General features: G+C 62.3%; 21 protein-coding genes. 8 read left to right on the forward strand and 13 right to left on the reverse strand.

Annotated elements, in window-relative coordinates; translation table 11 throughout:
• Positions 1–54: 54 nt before the first annotated feature.
• From AC3DEZ_RS17840 to AC3DEZ_RS17870, 7 genes are all read left to right on the forward strand, one after another.
• Entirely contained in the window at positions 55–2,469 is a 2,415-nt protein-coding gene (locus tag AC3DEZ_RS17840) for a DEAD/DEAH box helicase (protein WP_488389432.1), read from the forward strand.
• Complete coding sequence (locus AC3DEZ_RS17845) at positions 2,466–3,335, forward strand: ribonuclease H-like domain-containing protein (RefSeq protein ID WP_488389433.1); 870 nt, start codon at positions 2,466–2,468, stop codon at positions 3,333–3,335. The genes AC3DEZ_RS17840 and AC3DEZ_RS17845 overlap by 4 nt, the downstream gene beginning before the upstream one ends.
• 187 nt (positions 3,336–3,522) lie before the next feature.
• Positions 3,523–4,638, forward strand: coding sequence for an HDOD domain-containing protein (locus AC3DEZ_RS17850; RefSeq protein ID WP_447102486.1), 1,116 nt, complete (start codon positions 3,523–3,525; stop codon positions 4,636–4,638).
• A gap of 346 nt (positions 4,639–4,984) precedes the next feature.
• Positions 4,985–8,635: an RHS repeat domain-containing protein gene (locus AC3DEZ_RS17855; RefSeq protein WP_488389434.1), complete on the forward strand. Its 3,651-nt coding sequence runs from the start codon at positions 4,985–4,987 to the stop codon at positions 8,633–8,635.
• Positions 8,636–8,655: 20 nt separating this feature from the next.
• Positions 8,656–10,461, forward strand: coding sequence for a hypothetical protein (locus AC3DEZ_RS17860; RefSeq protein ID WP_488389435.1), 1,806 nt, complete (start codon positions 8,656–8,658; stop codon positions 10,459–10,461).
• Between the two features lie 82 nt (positions 10,462–10,543).
• The gene (locus tag AC3DEZ_RS17865) at positions 10,544–11,455 is read left to right on the forward strand and encodes an RHS repeat domain-containing protein (RefSeq protein WP_488389436.1); all 912 of its coding nucleotides are present in this window, start codon (positions 10,544–10,546) and stop codon (positions 11,453–11,455) included.
• Positions 11,445–11,888: a DUF4279 domain-containing protein gene (locus AC3DEZ_RS17870; protein WP_488389437.1), complete on the forward strand. Its 444-nt coding sequence runs from the start codon at positions 11,445–11,447 to the stop codon at positions 11,886–11,888. The genes AC3DEZ_RS17865 and AC3DEZ_RS17870 overlap by 11 nt, the downstream gene beginning before the upstream one ends.
• A gap of 120 nt (positions 11,889–12,008) precedes the next feature.
• Here the strand turns inward: AC3DEZ_RS17870 and AC3DEZ_RS17875 are convergent, their stop codons facing one another.
• Positions 12,009–12,302 (reverse strand): hypothetical protein, encoded by a 294-nt coding sequence (locus AC3DEZ_RS17875; RefSeq protein WP_488389438.1) that lies wholly within the window; start codon positions 12,300–12,302, stop codon positions 12,009–12,011.
• A gap of 90 nt (positions 12,303–12,392) precedes the next feature.
• Here AC3DEZ_RS17875 and AC3DEZ_RS17880 point away from each other — a divergent pair, with 90 nt between their 5' ends.
• On the forward strand, positions 12,393–12,842 hold the full coding sequence (locus tag AC3DEZ_RS17880; protein ID WP_488389439.1) for a hypothetical protein: 450 nt from the start codon (positions 12,393–12,395) through the stop codon (positions 12,840–12,842).
• Between the two features lie 209 nt (positions 12,843–13,051).
• On the opposite strand, the gene AC3DEZ_RS17885 is transcribed toward AC3DEZ_RS17880, so the two are convergent.
• The 12 genes from AC3DEZ_RS17885 to flgB form a co-directional block, all read right to left on the reverse strand.
• A complete protein-coding gene (locus tag AC3DEZ_RS17885) occupies positions 13,052–13,306 on the reverse strand; it encodes an XAC0095 family protein (protein WP_488389440.1) in 255 nt (84 codons plus the stop codon).
• Positions 13,307–14,198: 892 nt separating this feature from the next.
• Positions 14,199–15,401, reverse strand: coding sequence for a flagellar hook-associated protein FlgL (gene flgL / locus AC3DEZ_RS17890; protein ID WP_488389441.1), 1,203 nt, complete (start codon positions 15,399–15,401; stop codon positions 14,199–14,201).
• Positions 15,398–17,281 carry a flagellar hook-associated protein FlgK gene (gene flgK / locus AC3DEZ_RS17895; protein ID WP_488389442.1) on the reverse strand — a complete coding sequence of 628 codons (1,884 nt, stop codon included), beginning with the start codon at positions 17,279–17,281 and terminating at the stop codon, positions 15,398–15,400. Before flgK ends, flgL begins: the two co-directional genes overlap by 4 nt.
• Before the next feature lie 12 nt (positions 17,282–17,293).
• On the reverse strand, positions 17,294–18,367 hold the full coding sequence (flgJ, locus tag AC3DEZ_RS17900; protein WP_488389443.1) for a flagellar assembly peptidoglycan hydrolase FlgJ: 1,074 nt from the start codon (positions 18,365–18,367) through the stop codon (positions 17,294–17,296).
• Positions 18,367–19,449, reverse strand: coding sequence for a flagellar basal body P-ring protein FlgI (locus AC3DEZ_RS17905; protein WP_447105260.1), 1,083 nt, complete (start codon positions 19,447–19,449; stop codon positions 18,367–18,369). Before AC3DEZ_RS17905 ends, flgJ begins: the two co-directional genes overlap by 1 nt.
• Before the next feature lie 129 nt (positions 19,450–19,578).
• A complete protein-coding gene (flgH, locus tag AC3DEZ_RS17910) occupies positions 19,579–20,265 on the reverse strand; it encodes a flagellar basal body L-ring protein FlgH (RefSeq protein WP_488389444.1) in 687 nt (228 codons plus the stop codon).
• An 8-nt stretch (positions 20,266–20,273) separates the two neighbouring features.
• On the reverse strand, positions 20,274–21,059 hold the full coding sequence (flgG, locus tag AC3DEZ_RS17915; RefSeq protein ID WP_141452527.1) for a flagellar basal-body rod protein FlgG: 786 nt from the start codon (positions 21,057–21,059) through the stop codon (positions 20,274–20,276).
• Between the two features lie 193 nt (positions 21,060–21,252).
• Positions 21,253–22,005 (reverse strand): flagellar basal body rod protein FlgF, encoded by a 753-nt coding sequence (locus AC3DEZ_RS17920; RefSeq protein WP_488389445.1) that lies wholly within the window; start codon positions 22,003–22,005, stop codon positions 21,253–21,255.
• Between the two features lie 113 nt (positions 22,006–22,118).
• Positions 22,119–23,339, reverse strand: coding sequence for a flagellar hook protein FlgE (gene flgE, locus AC3DEZ_RS17925; RefSeq protein ID WP_488389446.1), 1,221 nt, complete (start codon positions 23,337–23,339; stop codon positions 22,119–22,121).
• A 51-nt stretch (positions 23,340–23,390) separates the two neighbouring features.
• Positions 23,391–24,071: a flagellar hook capping FlgD N-terminal domain-containing protein gene (locus AC3DEZ_RS17930; RefSeq protein WP_488389447.1), complete on the reverse strand. Its 681-nt coding sequence runs from the start codon at positions 24,069–24,071 to the stop codon at positions 23,391–23,393.
• Between the two features lie 26 nt (positions 24,072–24,097).
• The gene (flgC, locus tag AC3DEZ_RS17935; protein ID WP_295382512.1) at positions 24,098–24,505 is read right to left on the reverse strand and encodes a flagellar basal body rod protein FlgC; all 408 of its coding nucleotides are present in this window, start codon (positions 24,503–24,505) and stop codon (positions 24,098–24,100) included.
• A 3-nt stretch (positions 24,506–24,508) separates the two neighbouring features.
• Complete coding sequence (gene flgB, locus AC3DEZ_RS17940) at positions 24,509–24,898, reverse strand: flagellar basal body rod protein FlgB (RefSeq protein WP_447102475.1); 390 nt, start codon at positions 24,896–24,898, stop codon at positions 24,509–24,511.
• Positions 24,899–25,202: the final 304 nt, after the last annotated feature.

A 25,202-nucleotide genomic window follows, 5' to 3' on the forward strand; every position in this document is an offset into this window, starting at 1 on the left:
TCAGTTCCTGCGACGGCGTTGGAATGTCATGTCGGCCCCTGTTGGAGGCCGCCCATGTCCGTTCCCGCCCGGCAACTCGCCCGTTCCCATCGCGACCTGCTGCCATCCGGTGCCGCCGATGGCATGCGGCTGTCCGAACGGCTGGCGGCCAAGTACCCGGATCGGGTGACCGGCCAGTTGACCGTGCCCGGCCGCGAGGGCCGCTACGCGCCATTGCCGGAAGACTTGCCGGAAGGGCTGGCGCGGGCCCTGCGCCACCGTGGCATCGAGCGCCTCTATGCCCACCAGGCCGAAGCGTGGGCACATGCGGCGGCCGGCGAGCATCTGGTCATCGCCACGCCCACCGCCTCGGGCAAGTCGCTGTGCTACACGCTGCCGGTGGCGTCGGCGGTGATGGGGGGCGGCGCCAAGGCGCTGTACCTGTTCCCGACCAAGGCATTGGCGCAGGACCAGGTCAGCGAACTGCTGGAACTCAACACGGCCGGCGATCTGGGCATCAAGGCGTTCACCTTCGATGGTGATACCCCGGGCGATGCGCGCCAGGCGATCCGCCTGCACGGCGATATCGTGGTCAGCAATCCGGACATGCTGCACCAGGCGATCCTGCCGCATCACACCAAGTGGGCGCAGTTCTTCGAAAACCTGCGTTATGTGGTGATTGACGAAGTCCACACCTATCGCGGCGTGTTCGGTTCGCACGTGGCCAATGTGCTGCGTCGTCTGCGCCGGGTGTGCGCGTTCTACGGCGCCTCGCCGCAATTCATCCTGTGCTCGGCCACCATCGGCAATCCCAAGGGACATGCCGAGGCGCTGCTGGAAGCGGACGTGCATGCCATCACCGAGTCCGGCGCGCCCAGCGGCGACAAGCATGTGCTGTTGTGGAATCCGCCGGTGGTCAATCCGGATCTGGGCCTGCGCGCGTCGGCACGCTCGCAAAGCAACCGCATCGCCCGGCTCGCGATCAAGGCCGGATTGAAGACGCTGGTCTTCGCGCAGTCGCGGACGATGGTGGAAGTGCTGACCAAGTACCTGAAGGACGTGTTCGACCACGATCCGCGAAAGCCGGCGCGGATACGCGCCTATCGCGGCGGCTACCTGCCTACCGAGCGCCGCCAGGCCGAGCGCGACATGCGGGATGGCCGCATCGACGGCATCGTCTCCACCTCGGCGCTGGAGCTGGGCGTGGACATCGGCAGCCTGGACGCGGTGGTGCTCAACGGCTATCCCGGCTCCATTTCCGCCACATGGCAGCGCTTCGGCCGTGCCGGCCGCCGCCAGCAACCTTCCCTGGGCGTGCTGGTCGCCAGTTCGCAGCCGCTGGACCAGTACGTGGTGCGGCATCCGGACTTCTTCGCCGACAGCCCGCCGGAACACGCGCGCATCGCGGCCGATCAGCCGATGATCCTGCTGGATCACATCCGCTGCGCGGCGTTCGAGCTGCCGTTCCTGGCGGGCGAACATTTCGGTCCGGTGGATCCGGCGCCGTTCCTGGAACTGTTGAGCGAAGACAGCGTGGTCCATCGCGAGGGCGAACGCTACGAATGGATCGCCGACAGCTATCCGGCCAATGCGGTCAGCCTGCGCGCGGTCGCGGATGGCAACTTCGTGGTGGTGGATCGCACCGACGGCCGCCAGACCATCATCGCCGAGGTGGATTTCAGCGCCGCGCCGCTGACCCTGTACGAAGGCGCCATCCACATGATCCAGTCGACGCCTTACCAGGTGGAGCGGCTCGACTGGGAAGGCCGCAAGGCGTATGTCACGCGCACCCATGTGGACTACTACACAGACGCCATCGACTACACCAAGTTGAAGGTGCTGGAGCGTTTCGACGGCTGCCGCGCGGGGCAGGGCACCAGTCATCATGGCGAAGTGCATGTGGTGCGACGGGTGGCCGGTTACAAAAAAATCCGTTACTACACCCACGAGAACATCGGCTATGGGCCGGTCACGCTGCCGGATCAGGAGATGCATACCACCGGCGTATGGTGGCAACTCCCTTCGGAGGTCCTGCATGCCGGCTTCGCCTCGCGGCAGCAAGCACTGGACGGCTTCCTCGGCGCCGCCAACGCGCTGCACATCGCCGCCACCGTGGCGGTGATGGCCGAGGGGCGGGATCTGCAGAAGGCGGTCGGCGATGGCGATGGCGCCTGGTTTGCGTTGCCCGATGCACACGGACGCGGACAACTGCGGGGCGGCGAAGGGCAACTGCTGTCGCCGCTGGAGGGTGACCGCTTCGTGCCCACGCTGTATCTGTACGACAATTACCCCGGCGGCATCGGCCTGAGCGAACCCCTGTGGCGGCGCCAGGCCGAACTGGTGCGACGCGCCGGCGAGCTGGTGGATGGTTGCGCCTGCCGCGCCGGTTGCCCGGCGTGCGTCGGGCCGATCCTGGCCGCCGACGAAACCGCCGAAGTCACGCCCAGGACGCTGGCGCGGCGCGTGCTGGAACTGCTGACAGCGGCATGAGCACGGCCCTGGAACAATTGCGCCGGTTGCGGCAGCAGGCGGGGCACGCCACGCCCGTCACATCGCCGCCCGCGATGCGCGACACCGCGATCGACATGACCGCGTCGCTGCGGCGGATGCTGGGTGTGCGTGCACGGTCCGTGCCGACCGTCCGGGCCGCCGCACATCAGCGCACCCTGCCGGGGGACGAGATCGCCGATGGCCTGTACCTGATCGAACGGGTGTTGCCGTGGCCGGCGATACCGGAGTCGTTCGACGGCGCATTCGCGCGCGAAGACCCGTTGTCCACCGCGCATCTTCTTTTCTTCGACACCGAAACCACCGGACTGGCGGGCGGCACCGGCACGCGCGCCTTCATGATCGGCGCGTCGGACTTCGTTCCCGAAGGATTGCGCGTGCGTCAGTTGCTGATCGCGCACCTCGCCGCCGAACACACCATGCTCGATACCTTCGCCGGCTGGCTGCGGGCCGATACGCGGCTGGTCAGCTACAACGGACGCTGCTACGACGCGCCATTGCTGGTCACGCGCTACCGGCTGGCACGGTGTCGCAATCCGCTGGAGGGACTGGCGCACCTGGATCTGTTGTATCCCACTCGTCGCCGTTACCGAGGTGTCTGGGAAAACTGCCGTCTCGCCACCATCGAGCGGCATGCGCTGGAGATCGTGCGCGAGGATGACCTGCCGGGTTCGGAAGCACCCGCGGCGTGGCTGGGTTTCCTGCGCGGCGGCTCTTCCGAATGGCTGCACCGGGTGGCCGCGCACAACTTCCAGGACGTGGTCACCCTGGCCCGCCTGCTCGCGCACCTGTCGGTCATGGGGCCGGTGGAAGGGCGTACTTTGCCCGGAATCGCGCCAAAAAATTGACGAATCCGATGTGCAAGCCGCTTTTACGAAGACGGTTGTGTGAAGGGCTGCGCAATATCGCGTGACCGCGCTTCAGGAATGTGATCGTGCGGCCGAAAACTAGGTAGATTCTCGCGCGGGCGTGCATCCGGATCAGGGACGCGCCCGTCGAGCGACACCATTGAACAACGTTCCAAGGGGAAGTGTCTTGCGGATCCTGTATGTGGGCGACACCGCCTGTTTGCCTGGTGATCTGACTGATTACATCGGCGACATGGGCGACGAATGGAAGGTCGAGTTCGTCGCCGACGGCAATGCCGCCATGTTCGCGGTCGCCAATTCCCCGATTGACGTGATGATCGTTGGCCCGAGTCTGCCCGATCTGCCGCCGGCCACGCTGCTGGGCCAGATCCGCACCCTGCGCCCGGAAACCATCCGCATCGCGCTGCTTGAAAACACCGACGCAGGCGTTTCCCCGCCGATCAAGCTGATCGGCGTCGCCCATCGCTTCCTGCCGTTGCCGCTGTCCTCCGAAACCGTACTGGAGGCCATCCACAGCCTGGAAGAACTGCGCGACCTGTTGGACAGCCCGCGCCTGCGCCGCGTCATCGGCCGGGTCGAACATCTGCCGTCGCCGCCGCACCTGTATTTCGCGCTGACCCGCGCGCTGGAAGACGAGCAGGGCGACAGCACCGACATCGCCCGTATCGTCTCCGGCGATCCGGCCATCGCCGCCAAGGTCCTGCAGCTGTGCAACTCGGCCTACTTCTCCAACGGACGCGCAATCACCGACATGCGCGCCGCCGTCACCCGACTGGGGCTGGCGACCCTGCGTGATCTGGTCCTGGCCAGCGAAGTGTTCTCGATCAAGACCGGCAGCAACGTCGACCGCCTGGCCCTGCAACAACGCGCCCTGATCGCCTCGCGCCTGGCCGCGCGGATTCTGCCGAACACCAGCGCCGAACTCGGCGCCACCGCCGCCCTGCTGGCCGACGTCGGCCTGCTGCTGCCAGGCGTGCGCGACGAGCGCGAGCCGCTCCCCGAAGGCGACGACCGTCCCGGCCACACCGAAGCCGGCGCCTATCTGCTCGGCCTGTGGGGCCTGCCCATGCCCATCGTCGAAGCCGTCGCCTTCCACCGCCAACCGCAGCGCTCCAGCCTGCGCAGCTTCTGGGTCCCCGGCGCCGTGCACGTCGCCGGCGCGCTGGCCAGCAACGAGCAAGTCGACGAGGACTACCTCAAATCGCTGGGCGTGCTGCATCAACTCGCCGGTTGGCGGGAGATGGCGGATAGCCTGATGGATCGGATGGCGAGTGCGGCCTGATTGCGTTCACACCGTTGCTTGTGAACGAGCGAGAGAATGCTGACTTTAGTAACTCTTTCGCGTCAATCGGCTGCTTGACAAGGCGAGCCTTGTAGCCTCTCATTTATGCCTGAACGACAGATCTCTGGACTCATGATCCGTCGGTAGCTGGAAAAGTTGGTTTTCTGGGCGCGTGTACGGGGAGCTCTCTCTCTACAGTTGTTGTCATCTGGGGACAGCGAGGTGCTGTTAGCCCCTTAGACACTTGTTGCATGGGAGCGCGGGTGAATCTTCGGCGCGATAAAGGAAATTGTTGGCTTATGGGTCGACAAGCGTGGTTAACGCATGAGGCGGACAGGGGCGCGAAATGAAATCGAAGATAGGAATTTGGACAGTTCTGGCGCTGCCGCTGACAGTACAGGCACAGACTTACACTAGGACTGACACAATCGAATACCACGACAATATGACGTTGTGGGTTCTGGGACAGGAAGCCAAGACAACCTGCGTGGCACCCGTCGAATGCACGCCGAGCGAATCGCCTGCGGGAACAGTTACTTCTGAGACCACCTATGACGCGCGGGCACGACCTAGCGCGGTGAAGTCATTCGGAAGACTGCAACAGACGCTTGCCTATGACAGTACATCCACCGTAGCAAGCGGGCAATTGGGCACGCTGAAGACCATCAAGGATGGCAACGGAAATACGACTACGTTCGGAAACTGGAAGCGCGGGCTACCTCAGAGCATTGCCTACGCCGATACGACCACGCAATCTGTAGAAGTGAGCGATGACGGTTGGATAAATTCGACTATTGATGAGAACGGCTTTAAGACATGCTACACGTACGATGCAATGGGAAGATTGACGCGAGTTGTTCACCCATCCGAATCGGTCGCGGGAGTCTGTGACACCAGTACTTGGAGTGCAACAGCTTTCAGTTTCGAGTATCGGGCGATTGATGAGCATGGAATTCCGGCCGGCCACTGGTTACGTCGAGAAGACACTGGGGCGCACCGTACGAACACGTTCTATGATGCGTTGTGGCGACCTATTCTCGTGCATGACTATGACGGCTCTAACTTGGAAGGAACGTTGCGGACACAGGGATTCACGTATGATCATGATGGCCGGGCTACATTCGTGTCTTACCCGACTGGGACAACTGCAAGTGGTACCACTGGCACGTGGACCAATTACGATGCTTTGGGCCGTGTGAGTTCTGTAAGCGAAGATAGTGAATTGGGCTTGCTGACAACGGTGACGAGTTATCTGAAGGATACGTCCGGACCCTACATGCGAATCACTTCGCCTCTAGGGAAGCAGACACGAACGTGGTACCAGATGTTCGATCAGCCGGACTACTCCAGGCCTGTCCGAATCTGGAGGCCCGAAGCAGCGGTGACCCACATTACCCGCGATGTCTTTGGTAAGCCGACCCGTATCCGTCGAAGTAATAGTGGCGATGTCGACGGTGGCACGGTAATGCTTGACCGGAGCTACAGCTATAACACCGCCCAGGAGTTGTGCCGAACAACAGAGCCGGAAACTGGAGCCACGTTGTTTGGTTACGACGGTGCAGGCAATCTGAGCTGGAGTGCCGCAGGGTTGCCTGCGGGCACGACCTGTGATGCAACAGGTACCAGCACGACGGTCGTCGCGCGCAAAGTCGCGCGCACCCATGACACGCGCAACCGGCTGAAGTCGCTGAGTTTCCCGGATGGGCGAGGTAATACGACAAATACCTATACTCCGGACGGCCGGCTCGCGAGCACGATGGTGGACAATGACGGCACCAATGTTGTTACCACTGTCTACAACTACAATCGTAGGCGCCTGTTGACGCTAGAGAGGATGACTTGGGGCAGCATCAATTGGCCTCTTGCTTATACCTATAACGCCTTGGGGTATCTCAGTTCACGGAGCTATCCGAACGGACAAGCCGTGACCTATGCGCCCAATGCATTGGGCCAACCGACCCAAGTTGGTCCGTATGTGCTCGGCGTGCAGTACCACCCTAGCGGTGAAATCAAACAGTTCACCTATGGCAACGGCATTACTCATAGTATGACTCAGAATGCGCGCCAGTTACCGGCGCGGAGCACCGACAGTGGTGGCGTGCTGGATTTGGAGTATGTTTACGACAAGCATGCCAATGTCGGCAGCATCATTGATCATACAAGCGGTGCTCGCCAAAGTCGTTCTATGAGTTACGACGGCTTGGATAGGCTGATTCAAGCGACGGGGGGCAGCTTCGGAACAGCCAGCTATGGCTACAACGTGCTGGACAACCTGATTGCGCTGAAAGTCACAGCGGGCACCAATGTTCGCGACCATACGTATAATTACGATTCTAGCAACCGATTGACCAGCGTGACCAATACGACGGGTGGCGCTACGGTTGTGGGCCTGAGCTATGACGTACAAGGCAACTTGACTAACAAGAATGGCAGGGTATTCAACTTCGACTATGGCAACCGATTGCGTGGTGTAAACGGTATTTCCAGCTATGTCTATGATGCACACGGCCGCCGGGTTCGGGACTACACGACGGCTAGCAAGTACAGCTTATACAGCCGATCCGGGCAGCTGATGTATGACTCGGATATCCGGCAGGCCAAGACAACTCAGTACGTCTATCTTGGTGGAAGCCTGGTTGCGCGGACAGTAAATATCATCGCACCTGCCACTCCTGTATTGACGGTGCCGGGATTCAATACGAACGGCAGCTACACTGCGACCTGGACGGCTTCGGTAAATGCAACCGGATATGAGTTGCAGGAGTCGGTTTCCGGTGGTGCCTGGACTACGGCGTACAACGGTACGGGCACATCCCGGGCATTTAACGGGAAGGCTGCTGGGACTTATGGTTACCGCATTCGCGCATGCCTGAATTCAGTGTGCAGCACTTGGAGTGGGACCAGCGATGTCGCAGTGCAGTTCGCTCCGGGAATCGCGCCAACTTTGAGCGTGCCAACCACAGCGGCGAGTGGCACTTATACGGTCGGGTGGAGCGCGGTCAACTCGGCAAATAGCTACACGCTCGAAGAAAGCGTTAATGGCGGTGCGTGGACGACTGCCTACAGCGGTCCGAATCTGAGCCAGGGTTATACCGGTAAACCCGCCGGCAGCTACGGCTATCGAGTGAAGGCATGCAACCTCGCTGGTTGTGGGGTGTACTCGGCCACAGGAAATGTCCAAGCGATCTACGTGCCGGCAGGCATACCAACGGTAGCTTTGCCCCCTAGCAATACCACGGGCAGCTACACAGTGAGCTGGAGTGCAGTAAGCGCGGCCACAACCTACCAGATAGACGAGCGCACCAATAGTGGAGCCTGGGTCCAAATTCATAACGCAGCGGGAAACAACAAAACCATCAGTGGAAGAAGCACTGGGAGTTACGGGTATCGTGCGCGAGCGTGCAATGTGGCCGGGTGCGGAGGGTACTCAAATACAACTACGACTCAGGTGACCTTGCCGCCTGGTGGTACGCCTTCGATAACGATCCCGGCGACGAGTACCACGGGTAGTTACACCGTGGCTTGGAGTGCGGTGTCAAGTGCAACGAGCTATCTGGTTGAAGAACAGGCCAACGGCGGCAACTGGGTGCAGATATACAACGCGGCAGGTGGTAGCCTCACTGTTAGCGGTAAAGGCAACGGAAGCTATAACTACCGAGCGAAAGGCTGCAACTCGGCTGGTTGCGCCGGATGGAGTACGAGCGCAGGCATCACCGTGTCGTTACCTCCAGCGGCGCCGACGGGCGTTGTTGCAAAATACATAGTCATCAACTTCAGCCCACCGTGGCAGGTAAGAGTGATGGCTTCATGGACTGCGGTTGCAGGAACTACGCGCTATGAGGCCTATTTGGGCACGACCAAGTTCTTCGATGGAAATATCACGAGCGCTCAGTACATATACATGGGTTCGCCATCGACTCTGCCAACAGTGACGATCCGTGCGTGCAATGCAATTGGATGTTCTTCTTCGCCCCCAGTTTCTGCAACTCCTCAATAGCGCGTTCCTGGAGGGGGCTGTTGAATCACGAACGTTCAGGCTACACAGGAGGGGAGTCTCAAATGGCGTACGGACCAAAAACTATTCTCATGGCCATGTGTTTGATGGCAAGTTCATCCTTCGCGCTAGCGCAAACACCCAGGACAACAGCGGACCTGGGCATTGACTATCAAGGACTGCTAAGAAGCAGAACATCCATCTCATCGCTCGGAAATGATCTTTTTGGAGATAAAACCAGCCTGTACACGGGCGAAACCAAGTTCGTTCAGGTCGATATCGACATCCCGGGCAACAATCAACTTCCCGTGCGCTTAGTGCGGATCAACTCCAGGCACCCGGGACGTCATGATTTTCCATTGGCGGACTGGGAGTTCGATATTCCGCACCTAACGGCTAACTATGCAGTGCCGGATGGATGGGTGGTGCGCACTCCAACAGGTACCGGAAAATCAAATAACCGCTGCTCAGTCAGTACCTCTGTACCCACCAGTGCTAGCCCGCCCGATGTCTATGTGCTGGCGCAGAATGCTCCTGATCAGGTCGGAATCTCATTCGAATCGCGTCATTTTTGGAGAGGCATCACTTTGCATGATGCGGATTCAAATGATCAGGCAATGCTGGTGCTTGAACCGACGGCGCCAAAGCCAACTGAATCGACATCATTCTACTGGGGAACTCAATCCCGTTGGGTGTTTTCGTGTTTGCCTACGACCGCCAATGGTGTTCCCGGTGAAGGGTTTCTGGCTCATTCTCCCGATGGGAAGAAGTATTGGTTCGATTGGATCGTTCCGATCCAGCTAAGTACGAGAACACTTACTGGATATCTTGGCGTGGATATGTGGAGCTACAAGAGCGAATTGGCGGTCAGGAAGTACAAGGCGCTCCCGACAAAAATTGAAGACCGAGATGGGAACGTTGTTTCGTTTACATACGAAAATCCGGATTCGCAGAACGTGACCTCAATTGTCGCGAATGATGGTCGCTCTATAAGCATCTCCTATACTAATGGGATTGCTTCTTCTGCCACTTCGGCGGGAAAGACGTGGCGCTACATTTACTCAAGTCCGAATGGGTTGCCTATGCTGACGGAAGTGGAACTGCCTGACGGCTCTCAATGGAAATTCAGTGCCAGCAATCTTCTTTCCTATGGGAGTACTGGCTGGAAAAACTGCGCGGATTTCGTGGGTGTGGAAACAGCGGATGACTATGTTACGACCATGATTCATCCATCAGGTGCGACGGGTACATTCAGATTTGGGATTAGACTTCATGGAAGGACCGATGTGCCTAGGAATTGCTATCAGCTAGGCGTGAATAGCTTTCCGTTGGAATCCCATATAACCAGTGCCGTTGCGTTATTCAAAAAGCAAATATCAGGTGCGGGTATATCGGTGCCGTTGGTCTGGTCTTTCGATTATGGCGTCCGTAACGCTAGCTACGTCGACACGCCAACAATCGGATATTGTGAAACTACGCCGTGTCCTACGACACGGGCGTTAAAGGTGACTAGAGAAGACGGAGGCTGGGAAAGGTATATATACAGTCAAAAGTACGGGGATCTTGAAGGAAAGATGCTGCGCATTGAGAAGGGGATCGGACAGACCATCCTTTCTAGTAAAGATATTCTCTATAAGCAAGACGCTAGAAACATATTTGGAAAGATAGGCACGAATCCCTGTGCGCTATGCAGTAAAGGGGATGAGTTTCCATTACCGGTTGAGCTTCAGACGATAAATCAGGATGGCATGCTTTTTCGTTATCGGGCAGACGCATTTGATGCCTATGCGCGCCCCACTAGAGTCACCCGGTACAGCGAGCCGGAATAGAGTGCTGGACGTGGGGCCGCTGATTCCTCCATTGATAGGCCTCCTTTCCTGAGATTAGCCCAAGAGTCGGAGTGCTGATGGTATGGACAACCAAGTAATATTTAGGATTTGCCGATTCTTTTTCTTGGCAATGGTTAGCGCCTTCACCCTGAAGGTCAATGCTCAAACGGTCGAGTACATCCACACGGATGCGCTTGGAACGCCGGTTGCCGTTACGGATTCAGTCGGAAATATTGTGGAGATCAGCGAGTACGAGCCATTTGGTCAACTCGTAAATCATGCATTAACTGATGGCCCTGGCTTTGCTGGGCACGTGCAGGATGCAGCTACCGGGCTGACCTACATGCAGCAGCGGTACTACGATCCACTGATAGGTAGGTTCTTGTCGGCGGATCCGATAGCGGCATACTCAAACTCGGGGGCCAACTTCAACCGGTTTTGGTATGCGAACAATAATCCATATCGATTTGTGGATCCGGATGGGCGGCTTGCGCAAGAAAGTATCCCATCTCGCACTGAAGATGAGCCATTGCCACTGCCGCCTATCACTGTAACGCCATCGCCAGCACCCGCGACCACGACTGTTGCTACGGTTACCGTTATTGGAATACGGCCTGAGCCTATTCCACAATTCAGGCCAATTCCCTGGGCGGTGCTGGGCCAAGGAATATCGGCGACCGCGGGTGCCATAATTACAGCGCCATTTATTTTCTTCTTTTCTCCACACCCATGCGGGGGAGCACCATGTGGAGAGTTGAGGCAGGAGTCGAGGAAGTACACCCCAGGGTTCTGGGATGGTAGAAAAGGTGCTGAAGAGTGGGGGCGAAGAAACGAAGTCGGTTCCGATGAGGGGCGCCGAAGATTTCATGGAATTAAGGGGCGTGATAAGGGGCAGGGCGGCGGACGGGCGCGCGATGACTATGGTGTAAATCCGGAGACGGGTGACGTGGAAAATCCGCAGGGAGAAGTTGTGGGAAACTTACATGAGGGTTAGTGATATGAGTTGCGATGGAAATTCATTTCAAATTTCTCTCTACATAAAAGGGGATGAATTAAGCCCTGACGAATTAACTAAGGCAATTGGCGCCGCGCCAACAAGATCTCATTTTAAAGGACATGCATGGTCAACGAGTAGCGGCCGGCAAGTCACGGAAAAAACAGGTGTCTGGGTTCTGGAGATGAGAGGTGATGATTCAGAGTCTTTCCCTGAGCTTGTTTCCCGATTTGGAGAGCGTCTAGCCGGCGCATGTGCTGGGCTCGAGACCCTGCCTGGCGTGGAAGTTGCATACTTGGATGTTCTCGTTCTAAAAAAATCTGATTTAGATGGAGGGGGCACCTGTGAGTTCGACCTGGATAAAAAGTCGGTATCGATATTGAGGGAATTTGGGTTACATGTTCAGTTTACCGTCGCCATAGTCGTTCCTTGATAATGCGGAACTCTAGTTGTATGAGGGGGCTTTGGAGCTCGTCGACGAATACCTCGGCTGTTCAAGGGAGTAAGGAAAATCGAGGAGAGAAAGGATGCAATCAAAGTGAAGGTTGCGCGATTAAGGCTCGATCTTATTAAGAGCGCGGGCGCTAGCAACCCGCGTTTTTTGTTGCGTGTCGTTGGCCGGTTCGACGTTGAGTTTGCCGGAGTGCCAGCGGAGCTGGTCGAGGATGTGGCTGGCTTCGTGGGCGAAGCGGGCGAAGCAGTCGCTCAGGGGGGGGGGCAGCGGGATGGGCAGGCTGTGGTGCTCGTCCTGGCGGAAGCGGGGATTGATGAGCAGGGACGGCAGTTTGAAGTGAATGCGTGGTTGGATGGGGAACAGTGATGAGAATACCTTGTGCCAGAAAGGCATGCTCAAGCTTCTTGATATGTATTGGAAATACTGCTCTGACCCATGTCCTTGAAGGGGCGTTCTCCGTAGTGAGCTCGCGAGGAGCGATAGATGACAAGCAGGGCTGGCTTTCTGTTGATGTTTCTCGGGTTTAGCGCATTTGCGCAAGAGCCTATTAGGATTGATGCTGCTCTTGAGGAAATATCAAGCGAGGAAGATATGAATACGCGGGTGTCGTACGCTCAGGACCTCGCGAGGGCGATGGCAGTTCTCAGTAAGGACGAGATTGATAGCATCTCTTGCCAGTCAATTATGAGATTGGTTGATACGATGGCAGTAGAGATACCACCAGTCCGGGCTCAGTTGGCGCGCGTTGCTGGCGTTATAGGGCCGAGAGCACGTGCCGCACTACCCGTGCTAAAAAAAGCATTGGATGATGAGTTGTCGCCACCAGGGATAGGTCCTTTCGATCCGTTGCCATCTTGGGATGATTCCAAGGTTTATCGTTCGGCGATAGAGCAAATTGAGAGTAATGAAAAGTCACAGGGAAAGTGTGATTAGAACAATCGAATAGATAATTCTTTGGTCGCTCGTTGCTGTAGAGGAATTTGCTAGGTACGGGTGAATGAGTCAGAAGATGGAGCCCCCATCTTTCTGGGCGCATCTGGGTAAATGCCGTGCGCGACGCCTCGGGTTACGAAGTGTGAATTTTCTAGGCATGGCGCGTTCACCAACCATGGAACGCGGGCGCTAGCAGCCCGCGTTTTTTGTTACGCGTCGTTGACCGGTTCGACGTTGGGTCTGCCGGAGTGCCAGCGGAGTTGGTCGAGGATGTGGCTGGCTTCATGGGCGAGGCCGGCGAAGCAGTCGCTCAGCGGTTGCAGCGGGATGGGCAGGCAATGGTGCTCGTCCTGGCGGAAGCGGGGATTGATGAGCAAGGACAGCAGTTTGAGGTGATCACGCAGCTGGATGAGATTCAGCTGGGTTTCTTCTTCCAACACATAGACCATACGCAAGTTGATCATGGGACCTCCATTTCTTCGTTGAAGAATCCCGGCGCGCGAAAGTGCGGCCGGGTGCCGGGAGGTCAGAAACCGCTCACAGATCGGTGGGGTTATTTCCCTTTCGGGTGTTGTATTCACCACCCTCCCGGCGTTGGAAAAAGAACGCCGGTTTGTCATTCCAATGGCATGGAATAGCGCTGAAATGACGGGTACTACCGTTTTGTGAGTAGGAGTTCTGACTTCCTGATGCCGGAGTCTGCCGATGCGGTTGGGCGGTGTCGACTAACTTTGAGCGTTTTCGCTTCAGTGTTTCTGGGCTCACGCTTTATTGGGTGGGGGCGCGCTTGTATTGTGTGTGGATGAGCGGGGGGCGCCGAGAGCAAATCCCCCTCATTCCCCCTTTTTTCAAAGGGGGAGGTAAAGGCGGCGCTTTGTGTTGTGTATGGAGGAGGGGCGGTGGTGGTTGGCGCCGAGAGCAAATCCCCCTCATTCCCCCTTTTTCAAAGGGGAAGGTAAAGGCGGCGCGTTTGTGTTGCGTATGGAGGAGGGGCGGTGGTGGTTGGCGCCGAGAGCAAATCCCCCTCATTCCCCCTTTTTCAAAGGGGGAGGTAAAGGCGGCGCGTTTGTGTTGCGTATGGAGGAGGGGGGCGGTTGGCGCCGAGAGAAAATCCCCCTCGGTCCTCCTTTTTCGCTTTTAACAGCCGCACGGCTGGTCAAGGGAGAGGCTAAGAGCGTTGCCTTGCTGAAGTGCCGGTGCGCTTCTGGACGAATGGGCAGGGTGAGGTTGGTCGCCGTTGCCTTCCAGCATCGCTGCTATCGGTCGAGGTTCAGCGGAACCCTGGGTTTCGATTCCCAGCTTTGAATGCCGCATGACCGGTCATCCCGAATCCCCAATCCCCAATCCCGTCGCTCCTCACCCCATCATCTTGAACAGCGACAACTGCTGCATCTGCATGAACACGCTCTGGGCGGCCTGGAGGGCGGTGTTTTCCAGGTTGTAGCGGCCGATGGCCTCGGCCCAGTCGAGGTCGCGCAGACTGGAGAGGGTGCCTTTGAGGGTGACGCTGTTGGCGTCGCGCAGTTCGGCGGCGCTGTCGATGGCCATCAGTTGGGCGCCGCCGCTGGCGCGGGCGTCGATCATGTGGCCCTGGGCGCTGGCGACGTCGCGCATGGCGGCCTGCAGCTGGTTCTGCATGGAGGCGCGCTGGGCGTCGGTGGTGGGATTGGTTTCCAGCGCGCCGATCAGGTTCCGGAGGGTCGCGAACACATCGCGGGTGGCCGAAGACCCGACGTTGAATTCGTCGCCGGCGTTGGGCTGGCCGTCGATCTTCACCTGCACGCCTGCGAAGGCGATGCTCTGGCCCTTGGTGTAGGTGCCGGTGGAGATCGGGGCGGGGCCGGCGCCGTAGACCTCGTAGGTGGCCGGGCCGGTGAAGCGGATGCGGTATTGGCCGCCGTCGTAGGCGCTGGAGTCGGTGACGCTGAGATCCATCAGCAGGCCGGTGCCCGTGTTGGCGCCGGCGGCGGCGCCGTCGATGCGACCGGTGCCGGTGCGCAGGCGCAGGAAGATCTCGCTGCCGGGCAGGGTGTCGGAAACGAAGGTGTCCGGCGCGATTTCGACCTGGCGCTGGGTCTGGTCACCACTGTAGATCACGCCGCCGGCCGCGAGCGCGAACGGGGCGCTGCCGTCGGCGGTGCCGCCGAACAGGTAGCGGCCGGTGCCGTCGGTGCTGTTGGCGAGATCCAGCAGGCCGTCGTGGATGGATTTGAGCTCGGCGCTGATCGCCTTGCGACTGTCGTCGCCGAGCGCGGCGTTGTTGGCCTGCACGGTCAGTTCGTGCACGCGCGCCATCGCGTCGCCGACCAGCTTGAGCGCGTTCTCCTGCAGGCCCAGCCGGTTCTGCAGGGCGCTGGCGTTGGCGGCGAAGCGCTCCAGTTCGGCCAGGGTGCGATCCAGGCCAACGGCATTCCCGGCGGCGACCGGATCGTCCTTGGCGCTGATCAGCTTCTGCCCGGAGGCGAGCTGCTGCTGGGTGTGGGCCAGCTTGGCCTGCTTGGCCAGCATCGTGGTGATCGACTGCTGGTACATCAGGCCGGTGGAGATGCGGTTGTTCATCGGCGGGTCGCGCTCAGCAGGGACTGGAACAGGGTGTCGGCGGTGGAAATGATCTGCGCCGCGGCCTGGTAGGCCTGCTGCAGGCGCATCAGGTCCGCCGCCTCTTCATCCAGGTTGACGCCGGAGATGGAATCACGCGCGGCCTGCGCCTGATCCTGCAGCACCTGCTGGGCCTCGGCCGAGTAGTCGGCCTGGCGCGCGGCCGAACCGACCGTGGTGGTCAGCCCGGAGATGGCGCCGTTGAGGGTGAGGGTGCCGCCGTTGAGTTTGCGGGCGTCGTCCAGGTTGGACAGCAGCCTGGCGTTGCCGTTGTCGCTGGAGTTGGCGCCGGTGGGACCGAGGTCGAAGGCGTCGCCCGCGGCGGGCGCGCCGTCGATGGTGACGCTCCAGCCGTTGTGGGTGATGGCCTGGCCCGGCGTGTAGGTGAATGGACCGGCGCCGTCGATGGTGTACTGGTTGGCGTCGATGAACTCGATCACCGACGGCGCCAGCAGATTCGGATCGGCCGGGTTGGTGGCGGTGACCGCGCCGAGCTTGCCGGTGCCGGTGTTGGCCAGATCCGCCTTGGCCTTGACCGGGCTGGCGGCGGCGATCCGGCTGGGATCGCTGATGGCGAGCTTGATCGTGCCGGCAGCGCCCGCGGTGGGTTGCAGCAGGAAGCGATCGTTGGTGGCCGGCGTACCGCCGGCGAGCACCAGTTCCACGCCGTTGATCACGAGCGGATCGGCGGCGGTGCCGGTACCGGTCACCGGAATGGCGGTGCCGGTATCCGGATCGCTGGCGACCCAGTTGCCGCCGTCGAAGCGCAGCATCACGTTCTTGCCGTTGAGCGCGCCCAGATCGCCCAGCGACGGTTGCAGCACCGCGTTGCCGGTGTTGCCCGAATGCGACGAGATCTGCGGCTGCGGCGCGGTGAAGAAGTCCCCGCCCATCTGGCCGTATTGATCCATGCCGGCGCGATGGCCTTCGTTGAAGGTCTCGGCCAGCGACATGGCGACGCGGCCGAGTTCGGCGATGGCCGGATCCAGCACGGTGGTGCGGAATTCCATCAGCCCGCCGATCTGGCCGCCGAGCGCGCGTTTGTCCAGGGTGACCCGCTGGCCGTTGGTTTCCAGCGCCACCTGCAGGCGCTCGGGCCGGTAGGGATCGGCCACCGTCACCAGCGAGCTGGCGGTGGCGCCGACCACCATCGGCTGGCCGCCGGCGGTGAACACGTTGATCTGGCCACCGTCCTGCTGGACGGCGGTGCCACCGGTGTAGCCGATGAGCTGGCTGATCAGTTGATCGCGGCGATCCAGCAGATCGCCGGAGGCGTTGGCGGCGTTGTTGCCGATGCGGCCGTTGAGCTGGGCGATTTCCTTGGCCAGCCGGTTCACTTCGCCAACGCTGGATGTCAGGCCGCTGTTGACCTCGCCATCCACCTTGTCCAGTTGCTGATCGATCTGGTTGAAGCGGGTGACCAGCGCATTGGCCTGGGACAGCACGCTCTGGCGATCGGCTGCGCCGGCGGCGCTGGAGGAGAGCGCGCTGATCGAATCGAAGAAACCCGACCACGGCGCGGCGATGCCGGTGGCCTTTTCCGAGAACAGGCTGTCCAGCCGGTTGGACAGCACCGACATCTGCTGCAGGCGGTTCAATTCGCCGGTGCTGTCGAGCAGGCGCGCGGTGGCCAGCGAATCGGCCATGCGATGGACGTCGACGATCTGCACGCCGCCGCCCTGGTAGCCGTAGCCGTGGAAGGTGCCGTCGCGCGCGGCGAACTCGGTGCGCTGGCGCGAGTAGCCCGGCGTATTGAGGTTGGCGACGTTGTGGCTGACCGTGGACAGCGCCCGCTGGAAGGCGAGGAGGGCGCTGCTGCCGGTGGCGAGGAGGTTGGACATGGACTACTCCGTTCAGCGGCCCAGGAAGCGGCTGGCGAGCGCGTTGCCCACCGAGGCACCGATCGAACCGCCGACGGCGTGGCCGACGGCGGAGATGACCTTGCCGAGGGTGGGGCCGGTGGCGATGCTGGCGATCTTCTTCGCGTAGGACGGATCGGTGGCGTAGCCGGCCTGTTGCAGGCCGCGGGCGAAACCGTGGATGTCCTTGCCGGCGGCCAGCGCCTTCTGGTAACGCGGGTTGTTCTTCAGCAGGCGCACGTAGTCGGCGAAGCTTTCGGCCGGGGAGCTGTAGGCGCGGAAGTCGGCGGTCTCGTTCTGGCGCACGCCGTTGCGGTATTCGTGGGTGCCGGTGCGGGCGCGCTCACCCTTCCAGCCGGCGGCCTTGATGCCGAACAGGTTGTGCGCGCTGCCGCCGTCGTCGCGCTGGATGACGCGCTTGCCCCAACCGGTTTCCAGCGCGGCCTGGGCGACCAGGGCACGCGGGTCCACGCCCAGTTCCCTGGCGGCGCGCTGGGCGTGTTCCCAGATCTCGGCCACGAAGCGTTCGGGGGTGTTGCGGGCGTACTGCTGCGGATTGGCGCTGGCGACCTGTTCGACCTCGTCGCAGGCGCTTTGCGCTTCGGGTGCGGTCAGCGCGGCCCAGTCGATGCGGGGCAGGCCCAGCGCGGCACCGGGATCGGCGCCTTCGGCAGGCATGCCCGACAGGCCGGGTGCGCGTCCGGCGATCACGCCCAGCATCTGCTCGGCGCCGGACGGCATCATCTTGCGGTATTGCGACAACGCAGTGTTGACCGGCACCGGCGCGGCCGTCGCGTCGGTGGCGCCGAGCTGGCGCGCGATCATCGGCGCCAGGCCCATGCCCTTGCCCTGGGTCATCGCCTTGGCCAGCTGCTGGTCGTACATCTCGCGGAACATCTGGTTTTCGCCCGGGAACAGCGAGTCCCCGAAGCTGGCGTCGCGCATGCACTTGATCAGCATCTGCGCGAACTGGCCCTCGAACTTCTGCGCCACCTCGTGGATGCGCGCGTTGTCCGCCGCCGGGTTGGCGGTCGGATTCAGCGGCAGGGTGGGCTGCAGGATGTTCATCAGATGATTTCCAGCTCCGCGCGCAGCGCGCCGGCCTGCTTGAGCGCTTCCAGGATGGCGATCAGATCGCCCGGCGCCGCGCCGACCTCGTTGACCGCGCGGACGATCTCGTCCAGCGAGGTGCCGCCCTCGAACTTGAACATGCGGTTGCCCTCGGCGGTGATCTGCACGTCGGATTGCGGCGTGACCACGGTCTGCCCGCCACGGTTGAAACTGTTGGGCTGGCTGACGTTGGCCGATTCGGTGATGGTCACGGTCAGCGAACCGTGGGTGACCGCGGCCGGCATCACCTGCACCTGCGCGCCGATCACGACGGTGCCGGTGCGGGCGTTGACGATGACCTTGGCCGGCGCGCTGCCGGGGGTCAGTTCCAGGTTCTCGACCTGGGCGAGGAAGTTGACCCGGCTGCCGGCATCGGCCGGCGCGCGCACCGCGACGGTGACCGCGTCCATCGCGTAGGCGGCGCCGGCGCCGAAGCGCTGGTCCAGCGCGGCGACCATGCGCGAGACGGTGGTGAAGTCGGCCTGGTGCAGATTGAGGGTGACGCTGCCGCTGCCGTCGTTCATCGCGTTGGGCACCGCGCGCTCGACGATGGCGCCGTTGGGGATGCGGCCGACGCTGGGCACGTTGACCGAGACCTTCGAGCCGTCGCGGCCCTGCGCGCCGAAACCGCCGACCACCAGATTGCCCTGGGCGATGGCGTAGACCTCGCCGTCGGCGCCACGCAGCGGGGCCATCAGCAGGCTGCCGCCGCGCAGCGAAGTGGCGTTGCCGATGGACGAAACGGTGATGTCGATCGGCTGGCCCGGCTTGGCGAAGGCGGGCAGGTCGGCATGGATGGCGACCGCGGCGACGTTCTTGAGCTGCGGATTGACGTTGGGCGGCACATTGACGCCCAGTTCGCCCAGCAGGTTCTTCAGGCTCTGCACGGTGAAGGGCGCCTGGCTGGTGCGATCGCCGCTGCCGTCCAGGCCCACCACCAGGCCGTAGCCGACCAGCGGGTTGCTGCGCACACCGCCGACCTGGGCCAGATCCTTGATGCGTTCGGCGCGGGCCGAAGGCGCCAGGCAGGCCAGCACCATCAGCCACCACAACAGCGCGCCGAGCGCGGTCCAGGGATCGGTGCGGCGGCGATCGGGATCGCGCGGGGTGCGATGGAAGGGCAGGCGGATGGCCATCATGCGGCGCTCCCGGTTCGGGCCGTCAGGGAATCAGTTGGGGTAGATCGGCGAGTTGAAGAAACGTCCCAGCCAGCCCATCGAGTTGGACTGGGCGATGGCGCCGCGACCGCCATAGGCGATGCGTGCCTCCGCCACCTTGCTGGACGGAATGCTGTTGTCCGGCGCGATGTCGGCCGCGCGCACGATGCCCTGGATCTGGACCAGTTCGTCGCCCTGGTTCAGGCGCATGTTCTTCTGGCCCTGCACCACCAGGTTGCCGTTGGGCAGGCGCTGGATCACGGTGACGGTCACGCTGCCCTGCAGGCGGTTGCTCTGAGCGCTCTTGCCGTTGCCGTTGAAGCCGCGATCGCCCTTGACCGAGGCGCTGAGAAGGTCGCGGCCGTTGTAGGTCAGCGGCGCGCCGGCGATATTCGGCGCCGCCATCGTGACCTCGCTGGTCTTGTCGACCTGGGTGGTCGCGCTGGTCTGCGCATTGGTGTTCTCGACCAGATTGATGGTCAGCAGATCGCCGACGTCGCGGGCGCGGCGATCGGAGTACAGGTTCAGGCCCGGACCGGCGCGGTAGATCGCGCCGGAGCTGGGCTCGGCCTGCGGCGCCATCACCACCTGCACAGGCTGCATCGGCGCGAATGGACGCACGTCGCCGAACGAACGCGAACAGCCGGCCAGTGCGAGAAGGCAGCAGGCGAGGGTGGCGATGCGGGACAGGCGGGTCATGGCGGGCCTCAGACGTTGTTGTTCAGATAGCCGAGCATGGAGTCGGTGGTGGAGATCGCCTTGGCGTTCATTTCGTAGGCGCGCTGGGTTTCGATCATGCTGACCAGCTCTTCCACCACGTTGACGTTGGAACCTTCCAGCGAGCCCTGCACCAGGTTGCCCAGGCCGTTGAGGCCGGGCGTGCCGTTCTGCGCGGGGCCGGAGGCGGTGGTTTCCACATACAGGTTCTCGCCCTTGGCCTGCAGGCCGGACGGGTTGACGAAATCGGTGAGCGTCAGCGATCCGATTTCCACCGCCTGCGCCTCGCCGGCCATGGTCACGCTGACCGTGCCGTCGTTGCCGATGGTCATCGACTGCGCGCCTTCCGGCACCTGGATGCCGGGCTGCACGGCGTAGCCGCTGTTGGTGACCAGTTCGCCCTGGGCGTTGATCTGGAACGAGCCGTCGCGGGTGTAGGCGGGCGTGCCGTCGGGCAGCATCACCTCGAAGAAACCGCGGCCGTTGACCATCACGTCCAGCGAGCGGCCGGTCTGCTGCGGATTGCCCTGCTGGAAGTCCTTGGAGGTGGCGACCACGCGCACGCCGGTGCCCAGCTGCACGCCGGACGGCAACTGGGTCTGCTGCGAGGTCGAACCGCCGGGCTGGCGCAGCTGCTGGTACAGCAGATCCTCGAAGCTGGCGCGGTCGCGCTTGAAGCCGGTGGTGTTGGTGTTGGCCAGATTGTTGGAGACCACGGACATGCGCGTCTGCTGCGCATCGAGCCCGGTCTTGGCGACCCAGAGTGCCTGGTTCATGGCGTGGTCCTTGGTTGGGAATCGTGAATGGGGAATCGGGAATCGATGTGGGCACCGGATCCTTCTTCGCATGAAGGAACAGGCAAGTGCCGTGCCAATGAAACGGTCGAAATCCCGACGCGAATGGAAACTGGGATGGGAGCCACAAATGCGCTCCTGCGATTCCCGATTCCCCATTCCCGATTCACGGCCTTCAGCCCCCCAGCCGCAGCAACTGATTCGACGATTGCGCCATGTCGTCGCCAGTGCGGATGACCTTCACCTGCATTTCGAACTGGCGCTGGAGCTGGATCATCTGGACCAGGGCGCCGGCGGCGTCGACGTTGCTGCCTTCGAGCACGCCGGTGGTCAGGCTGTTGCCCTGCGCCATCGGCGGGGGCGGCCGGGTCGGGTCGGCCGGACGCATCAGGCCGTCCGTGCCGCGCGCCAGCTCCGAGGCGGGCATGTCGACGATGTGCATGCGCGCGACCATCGCCATGGTCTGCGGGCCTTCGCCCTGCGGCACGATGGAGATGGTGCCGTCGGCGCCGAGATCGAAGGACTGCGCGGGCGGAATGGCGATCGGATTGCCGTTCTCATCAAGCACGGCGCGGCCGCCGTTGGTGACCAACTGGCCATTGGGAGTGACGCTGAGTTCGCCGTTGCGGGTATAGGCGGTGCCGCCATCCGGCGCCTGCACCGCCAGCCAGCGGCCCGGTTGCAGCGACACGTCCAGCGAACGGCCGGTGACCATCTGGGTGCCGGTGCGCGAATCGAACCCCGGGTCCGTCAGCACCGCGTCCACGCGCGAGGGAAAACCCTGGCCGGGAATCTTGAACGCCTCGGTCGCGGCCAGCGCGGCCTTGAATCCCTTGGTATCGACGTTGGCGAGGTTGTGCGACACCGCGCCCTGGGCCTGCAGCGAAGCGCGGGCGCCGGTCATGGCGACGTAGAGGGCTTTGTCCATGGGCGGGGATTCGGGATTGGGGATTCGGGATTGGTAAGAGCGAAGGAGCGGGAGGAGATCGGAGCGCGCGCTTTACGCGAATCTCCAATCCCCAATCCCGAATCCCGCCGTCATCAACGGATGTTGATGACGGTCTGCGTGATCTGATCCTGCGTGGACAGCATCTGCGAGTTGGCCTGGAAGTTGCGCTGGGCGACGATCATGTTGACCAGCTGTTCGGTCAGATCCACGGTCGAGGCTTCCAGCGCGCCGGAGGCGACCTGGCCGAAGTCGGACGTGCCCGGCGCGCCGGTGCGCGGCTCGCCGGAGGCGTAGCTGTGGGTCCAGGTGTTGTTGCCCTGCGGGACCAGGCCCTGCGGGTTGGTGAAGTTGGTCAGCGCGACCTGGCCGATGGCGCGATCCACGCCGTTGGAGTAGCGCGCGTACACCACGCCTTCCGGCGACACGGTGAACTCGTTGAGCTTGCCGCTGGCGTAGCCGTCCTGGCGCTGGTCCTTCTTGGCGAAGGCTTCGCCGTACTGGTTGGTGCCGGTGATGTCCAGGGTCATGTTCAGCACGCCGGCACCGGTGGTCGGGGTGAATGGCGCCAGGGTGATGCGGCCGTTGGCTGGCAGGGTCAGCGCGCCGTTGTTGTCGAAACGCACCGTGGTGGCCGGGCCCATCGAGGTGCCGTCGACGTAGACGTGGGCCTGCCATTCGTTCGGGGCGGCGGTCTTCACGTAGTAGACCGACTGCTGGTGGGCCACGCCGAGCGAGTCGTACACGGTGACCGAGGTGGTCTCGTTGTAGCTGTTGCCGTCGTTCGGATTGAACGGCGTGATGGTCGGCTGCGCGGCGTTGCCGGGCAGGGTGACGCCCAGGTTGACGAGGGTGGTGGGCGCCGGCGGGCTGTCGCTGGTCAGCAGTTGCAGATCGACCAGGCGACCGGTGTCGAAACCGCTGCCGTCGGAGCGCGGCGGGAACACCTGCAGGCGGAAGCCGTCCGGGGTGGTGACGAAACCGTTGGGATCGCGCTGGAAATTGCCCGCGCGGGTATAGACGTTGGAGCCGTTGTTGCTGACGGTGAAGAAGCCTTCGCGGTCCACCGCCAGATCCAGGTAGCGTCCGGTCTGGTTGATGTCGCCCTGCGAGAACTGCTGGGCCACGTTGGTCAGGCGCACGCCGGCGCCGATGCCGTTGCGCAGCAGGCCATAGCCGGTGGTGGAGAACACTTCGGCGAATTCGGCGCGCGACTCCTTGAAGCCGGTGGTGCCGACGTTGGCGATGTTGTGCGAAGTGACGTTGAGGTCGGCGTTGGCCGCCTTCATGCCGGAGAGCGAACTGTTGAAAGCCATGGTGAACTCCTTAGCGGATGCCGGGTCGGAATGGCCCGTGGATGTCAGGGATCAGGAAGCCGACTTGCCGATACGCAGCACGTAGTCGAGCGGAGCGGTGCCCAGGCCGGGCAGGTTGAGGTACAGGCCGTCCGAACCGATGGTCACGCTTTCCACGGTGGAATCGACGTAGGTGTTGAGCTTGGTGGCCTTGCCGGTGTCGTCGGTATGGGTGGCCTTGATCGCGTACACGCCTTCCGGCGCGCGTTCGCCATTGGCCTTCAGGCCGTCCCAGGCGAACGCGGTCTCGCCCTTGGCGGCGTCGATATCGAGGGTGTCCACGACCACGCCGCTGGCGTCCGTGATTTCGATCTTGAGCGAGCCGGTGCCGGGCGACATGACCAGGCCGGTGGCGTTGCCCTGCGCGCCGAGGGCGAGTTTCTCCGACGGAACCAGCACGTCATGACCGACCAGCGAGGCGCCCTTGAGCACCTGATCGCCGGTCAACGCGGTGGTGAAACCGTTGACGGTGGTATTGAGTTCGCTGATGCCCTGCACGGTGGAGAACTGCGCGAGCTGGCCGATGAACTCGCTGTTGGACAGCGGCTTGAGCGGATCCTGGTGCTTGAGCTGCTCGGTCATCAGGCGCATGAACTCGGCCTGGCCCAGGCTTTCCTTCTTCTTGTTCGATCCGGTGCCGGTGGTGCTGTTGTTGATCGCGGCGAAGGGATCGCCGTTGACGGCGGTGGTCATGCGGTTGCTCCGGTGGACGGGGCGCGTCAGCGGCCCATGGTCAGCGTGGCCAGCGCCAGTTCCTTGGCGGTGTTGAGGACTTCGACGCCGGCCTGGTAGCCACGCGAAGCGGAAATGAGGTTGACCATCTGGGCGACCGGATCCACATCCGGCGCGTAGACGTAGCCTTCGGCGTCCGCCATCGGATGGCCGGGTTCGTAGCGCTTGATCGGCGGCGCTTCGCTCTGGGTGATCTCCTTGACCTGCACCGAGGTCAGCGAACCATCGGCGTTGAGCGGACGGGCCTGGAAGATCGGTTCGATCGGCTTGTACACCGCGTCCGGCGAGGAGGCGATGGAGTCGGCGTTGGAGAGGTTGCTGGCGATGGTGTTCAGTCGTACCGACTGCGCCTGCAGGGCAGAACCGGCGACATCGAAGATCGGCAGGTTGCTCATGGCTTATTGCCCCGTGATGGCGGTGAGCATGGTGCGCACCTTGGATTCGATGAAGCTCAGCGAGGCGCGGTACTCCAGCGCCGCGCGGCCATAGGCGGCGCGCTCGGTGTCGGCGTCGACGGTGTTGCCGTCCAGGCTGGGTTGCACGCCCTGGCGTTCGTAGATCTGCGGGCCGAACTCGAGTCCGTTCAGATGGCGCGCGTCACTGGTCTGCAGCGGCGCGGCCTGGCGGGCGGCGGCGTTCTCCAGCACGGCCTGGAAGTTGAGGTCCTTGGCCTTGTAGTGGGGGGTGTCCGCATTGCTGAGGTTGCTGGCGATCAGCTGCATGCGCTGCTCGCGCAGCGGCAGGGCGGCGGCGTGGACGCCGAGATAATCGCGGATGGCATTGGACATTGGCGGGCCCCGTTGGGAACGTTGCCCGGGTGGGTGCAAGGCTTGTGCCAGTCCGCCGGAGGAGCCCCGCCGGCCCGGTGCCGGTGCCATTCCTTCTGGCGGGGGAACGGTTGGCGCCTGGTGGTTTCGCCTCCCCCTTTGCGGCGCTTCTCAGCAGCCGAATGGCGGGTCAAAAGGGGGACCGAGGGGGATTTGCTTCTTGTCAGAACCCGGGCACCGCGCGCAAATCCCCCGTCGCCGCGCTGGCGCGGGCCGTCCGCCCCCCTTTTCCAAAGGGGCTACTCAATCCACGATTCGGAATCCC

It is taken from the genome of Pseudoxanthomonas sp. 134C1 (genome assembly GCF_057773065.1).

Excerpts from the sequence above, each read along its gene's own strand:
- AC3DEZ_RS17840 (WP_488389432.1), top strand. The coding sequence starts at position 55 with ATGTCCGTTCCCGCCCGGCAACTCGCCCGTTCCCATCGCGACCTGCTG.
- AC3DEZ_RS17845 (WP_488389433.1), top strand. The coding sequence starts at position 2,466 with ATGAGCACGGCCCTGGAACAATTGCGCCGGTTGCGGCAGCAGGCGGGG.
- AC3DEZ_RS17855 (WP_488389434.1), top strand. The coding sequence starts at position 4,985 with ATGAAATCGAAGATAGGAATTTGGACAGTTCTGGCGCTGCCGCTGACA.
- AC3DEZ_RS17865 (WP_488389436.1), top strand. The coding sequence starts at position 10,544 with ATGGACAACCAAGTAATATTTAGGATTTGCCGATTCTTTTTCTTGGCA.
- AC3DEZ_RS17870 (WP_488389437.1), top strand. The coding sequence starts at position 11,445 with ATGAGGGTTAGTGATATGAGTTGCGATGGAAATTCATTTCAAATTTCT.
- AC3DEZ_RS17875 (WP_488389438.1), bottom strand. The coding sequence starts at position 12,302 with ATGCCTTTCTGGCACAAGGTATTCTCATCACTGTTCCCCATCCAACCA.
- AC3DEZ_RS17880 (WP_488389439.1), top strand. The coding sequence starts at position 12,393 with ATGACAAGCAGGGCTGGCTTTCTGTTGATGTTTCTCGGGTTTAGCGCA.
- AC3DEZ_RS17885 (WP_488389440.1), bottom strand. The coding sequence starts at position 13,306 with ATGATCAACTTGCGTATGGTCTATGTGTTGGAAGAAGAAACCCAGCTG.
- flgL (WP_488389441.1), bottom strand. The coding sequence starts at position 15,401 with ATGAACAACCGCATCTCCACCGGCCTGATGTACCAGCAGTCGATCACC.
- flgK (WP_488389442.1), bottom strand. The coding sequence starts at position 17,281 with ATGTCCAACCTCCTCGCCACCGGCAGCAGCGCCCTCCTCGCCTTCCAG.
- flgJ (WP_488389443.1), bottom strand. The coding sequence starts at position 18,367 with ATGAACATCCTGCAGCCCACCCTGCCGCTGAATCCGACCGCCAACCCG.
- AC3DEZ_RS17905 (WP_447105260.1), bottom strand. The coding sequence starts at position 19,449 with ATGGTGCTGGCCTGCCTGGCGCCTTCGGCCCGCGCCGAACGCATCAAG.
- flgH (WP_488389444.1), bottom strand. The coding sequence starts at position 20,265 with ATGACCCGCCTGTCCCGCATCGCCACCCTCGCCTGCTGCCTTCTCGCA.
- flgG (WP_141452527.1), bottom strand. The coding sequence starts at position 21,059 with ATGAACCAGGCACTCTGGGTCGCCAAGACCGGGCTCGATGCGCAGCAG.
- AC3DEZ_RS17920 (WP_488389445.1), bottom strand. The coding sequence starts at position 22,005 with ATGGACAAAGCCCTCTACGTCGCCATGACCGGCGCCCGCGCTTCGCTG.
- flgE (WP_488389446.1), bottom strand. The coding sequence starts at position 23,339 with ATGGCTTTCAACAGTTCGCTCTCCGGCATGAAGGCGGCCAACGCCGAC.
- AC3DEZ_RS17930 (WP_488389447.1), bottom strand. The coding sequence starts at position 24,071 with ATGACCACCGCCGTCAACGGCGATCCCTTCGCCGCGATCAACAACAGC.
- flgC (WP_295382512.1), bottom strand. The coding sequence starts at position 24,505 with ATGAGCAACCTGCCGATCTTCGATGTCGCCGGTTCTGCCCTGCAGGCG.
- flgB (WP_447102475.1), bottom strand. The coding sequence starts at position 24,898 with ATGTCCAATGCCATCCGCGATTATCTCGGCGTCCACGCCGCCGCCCTG.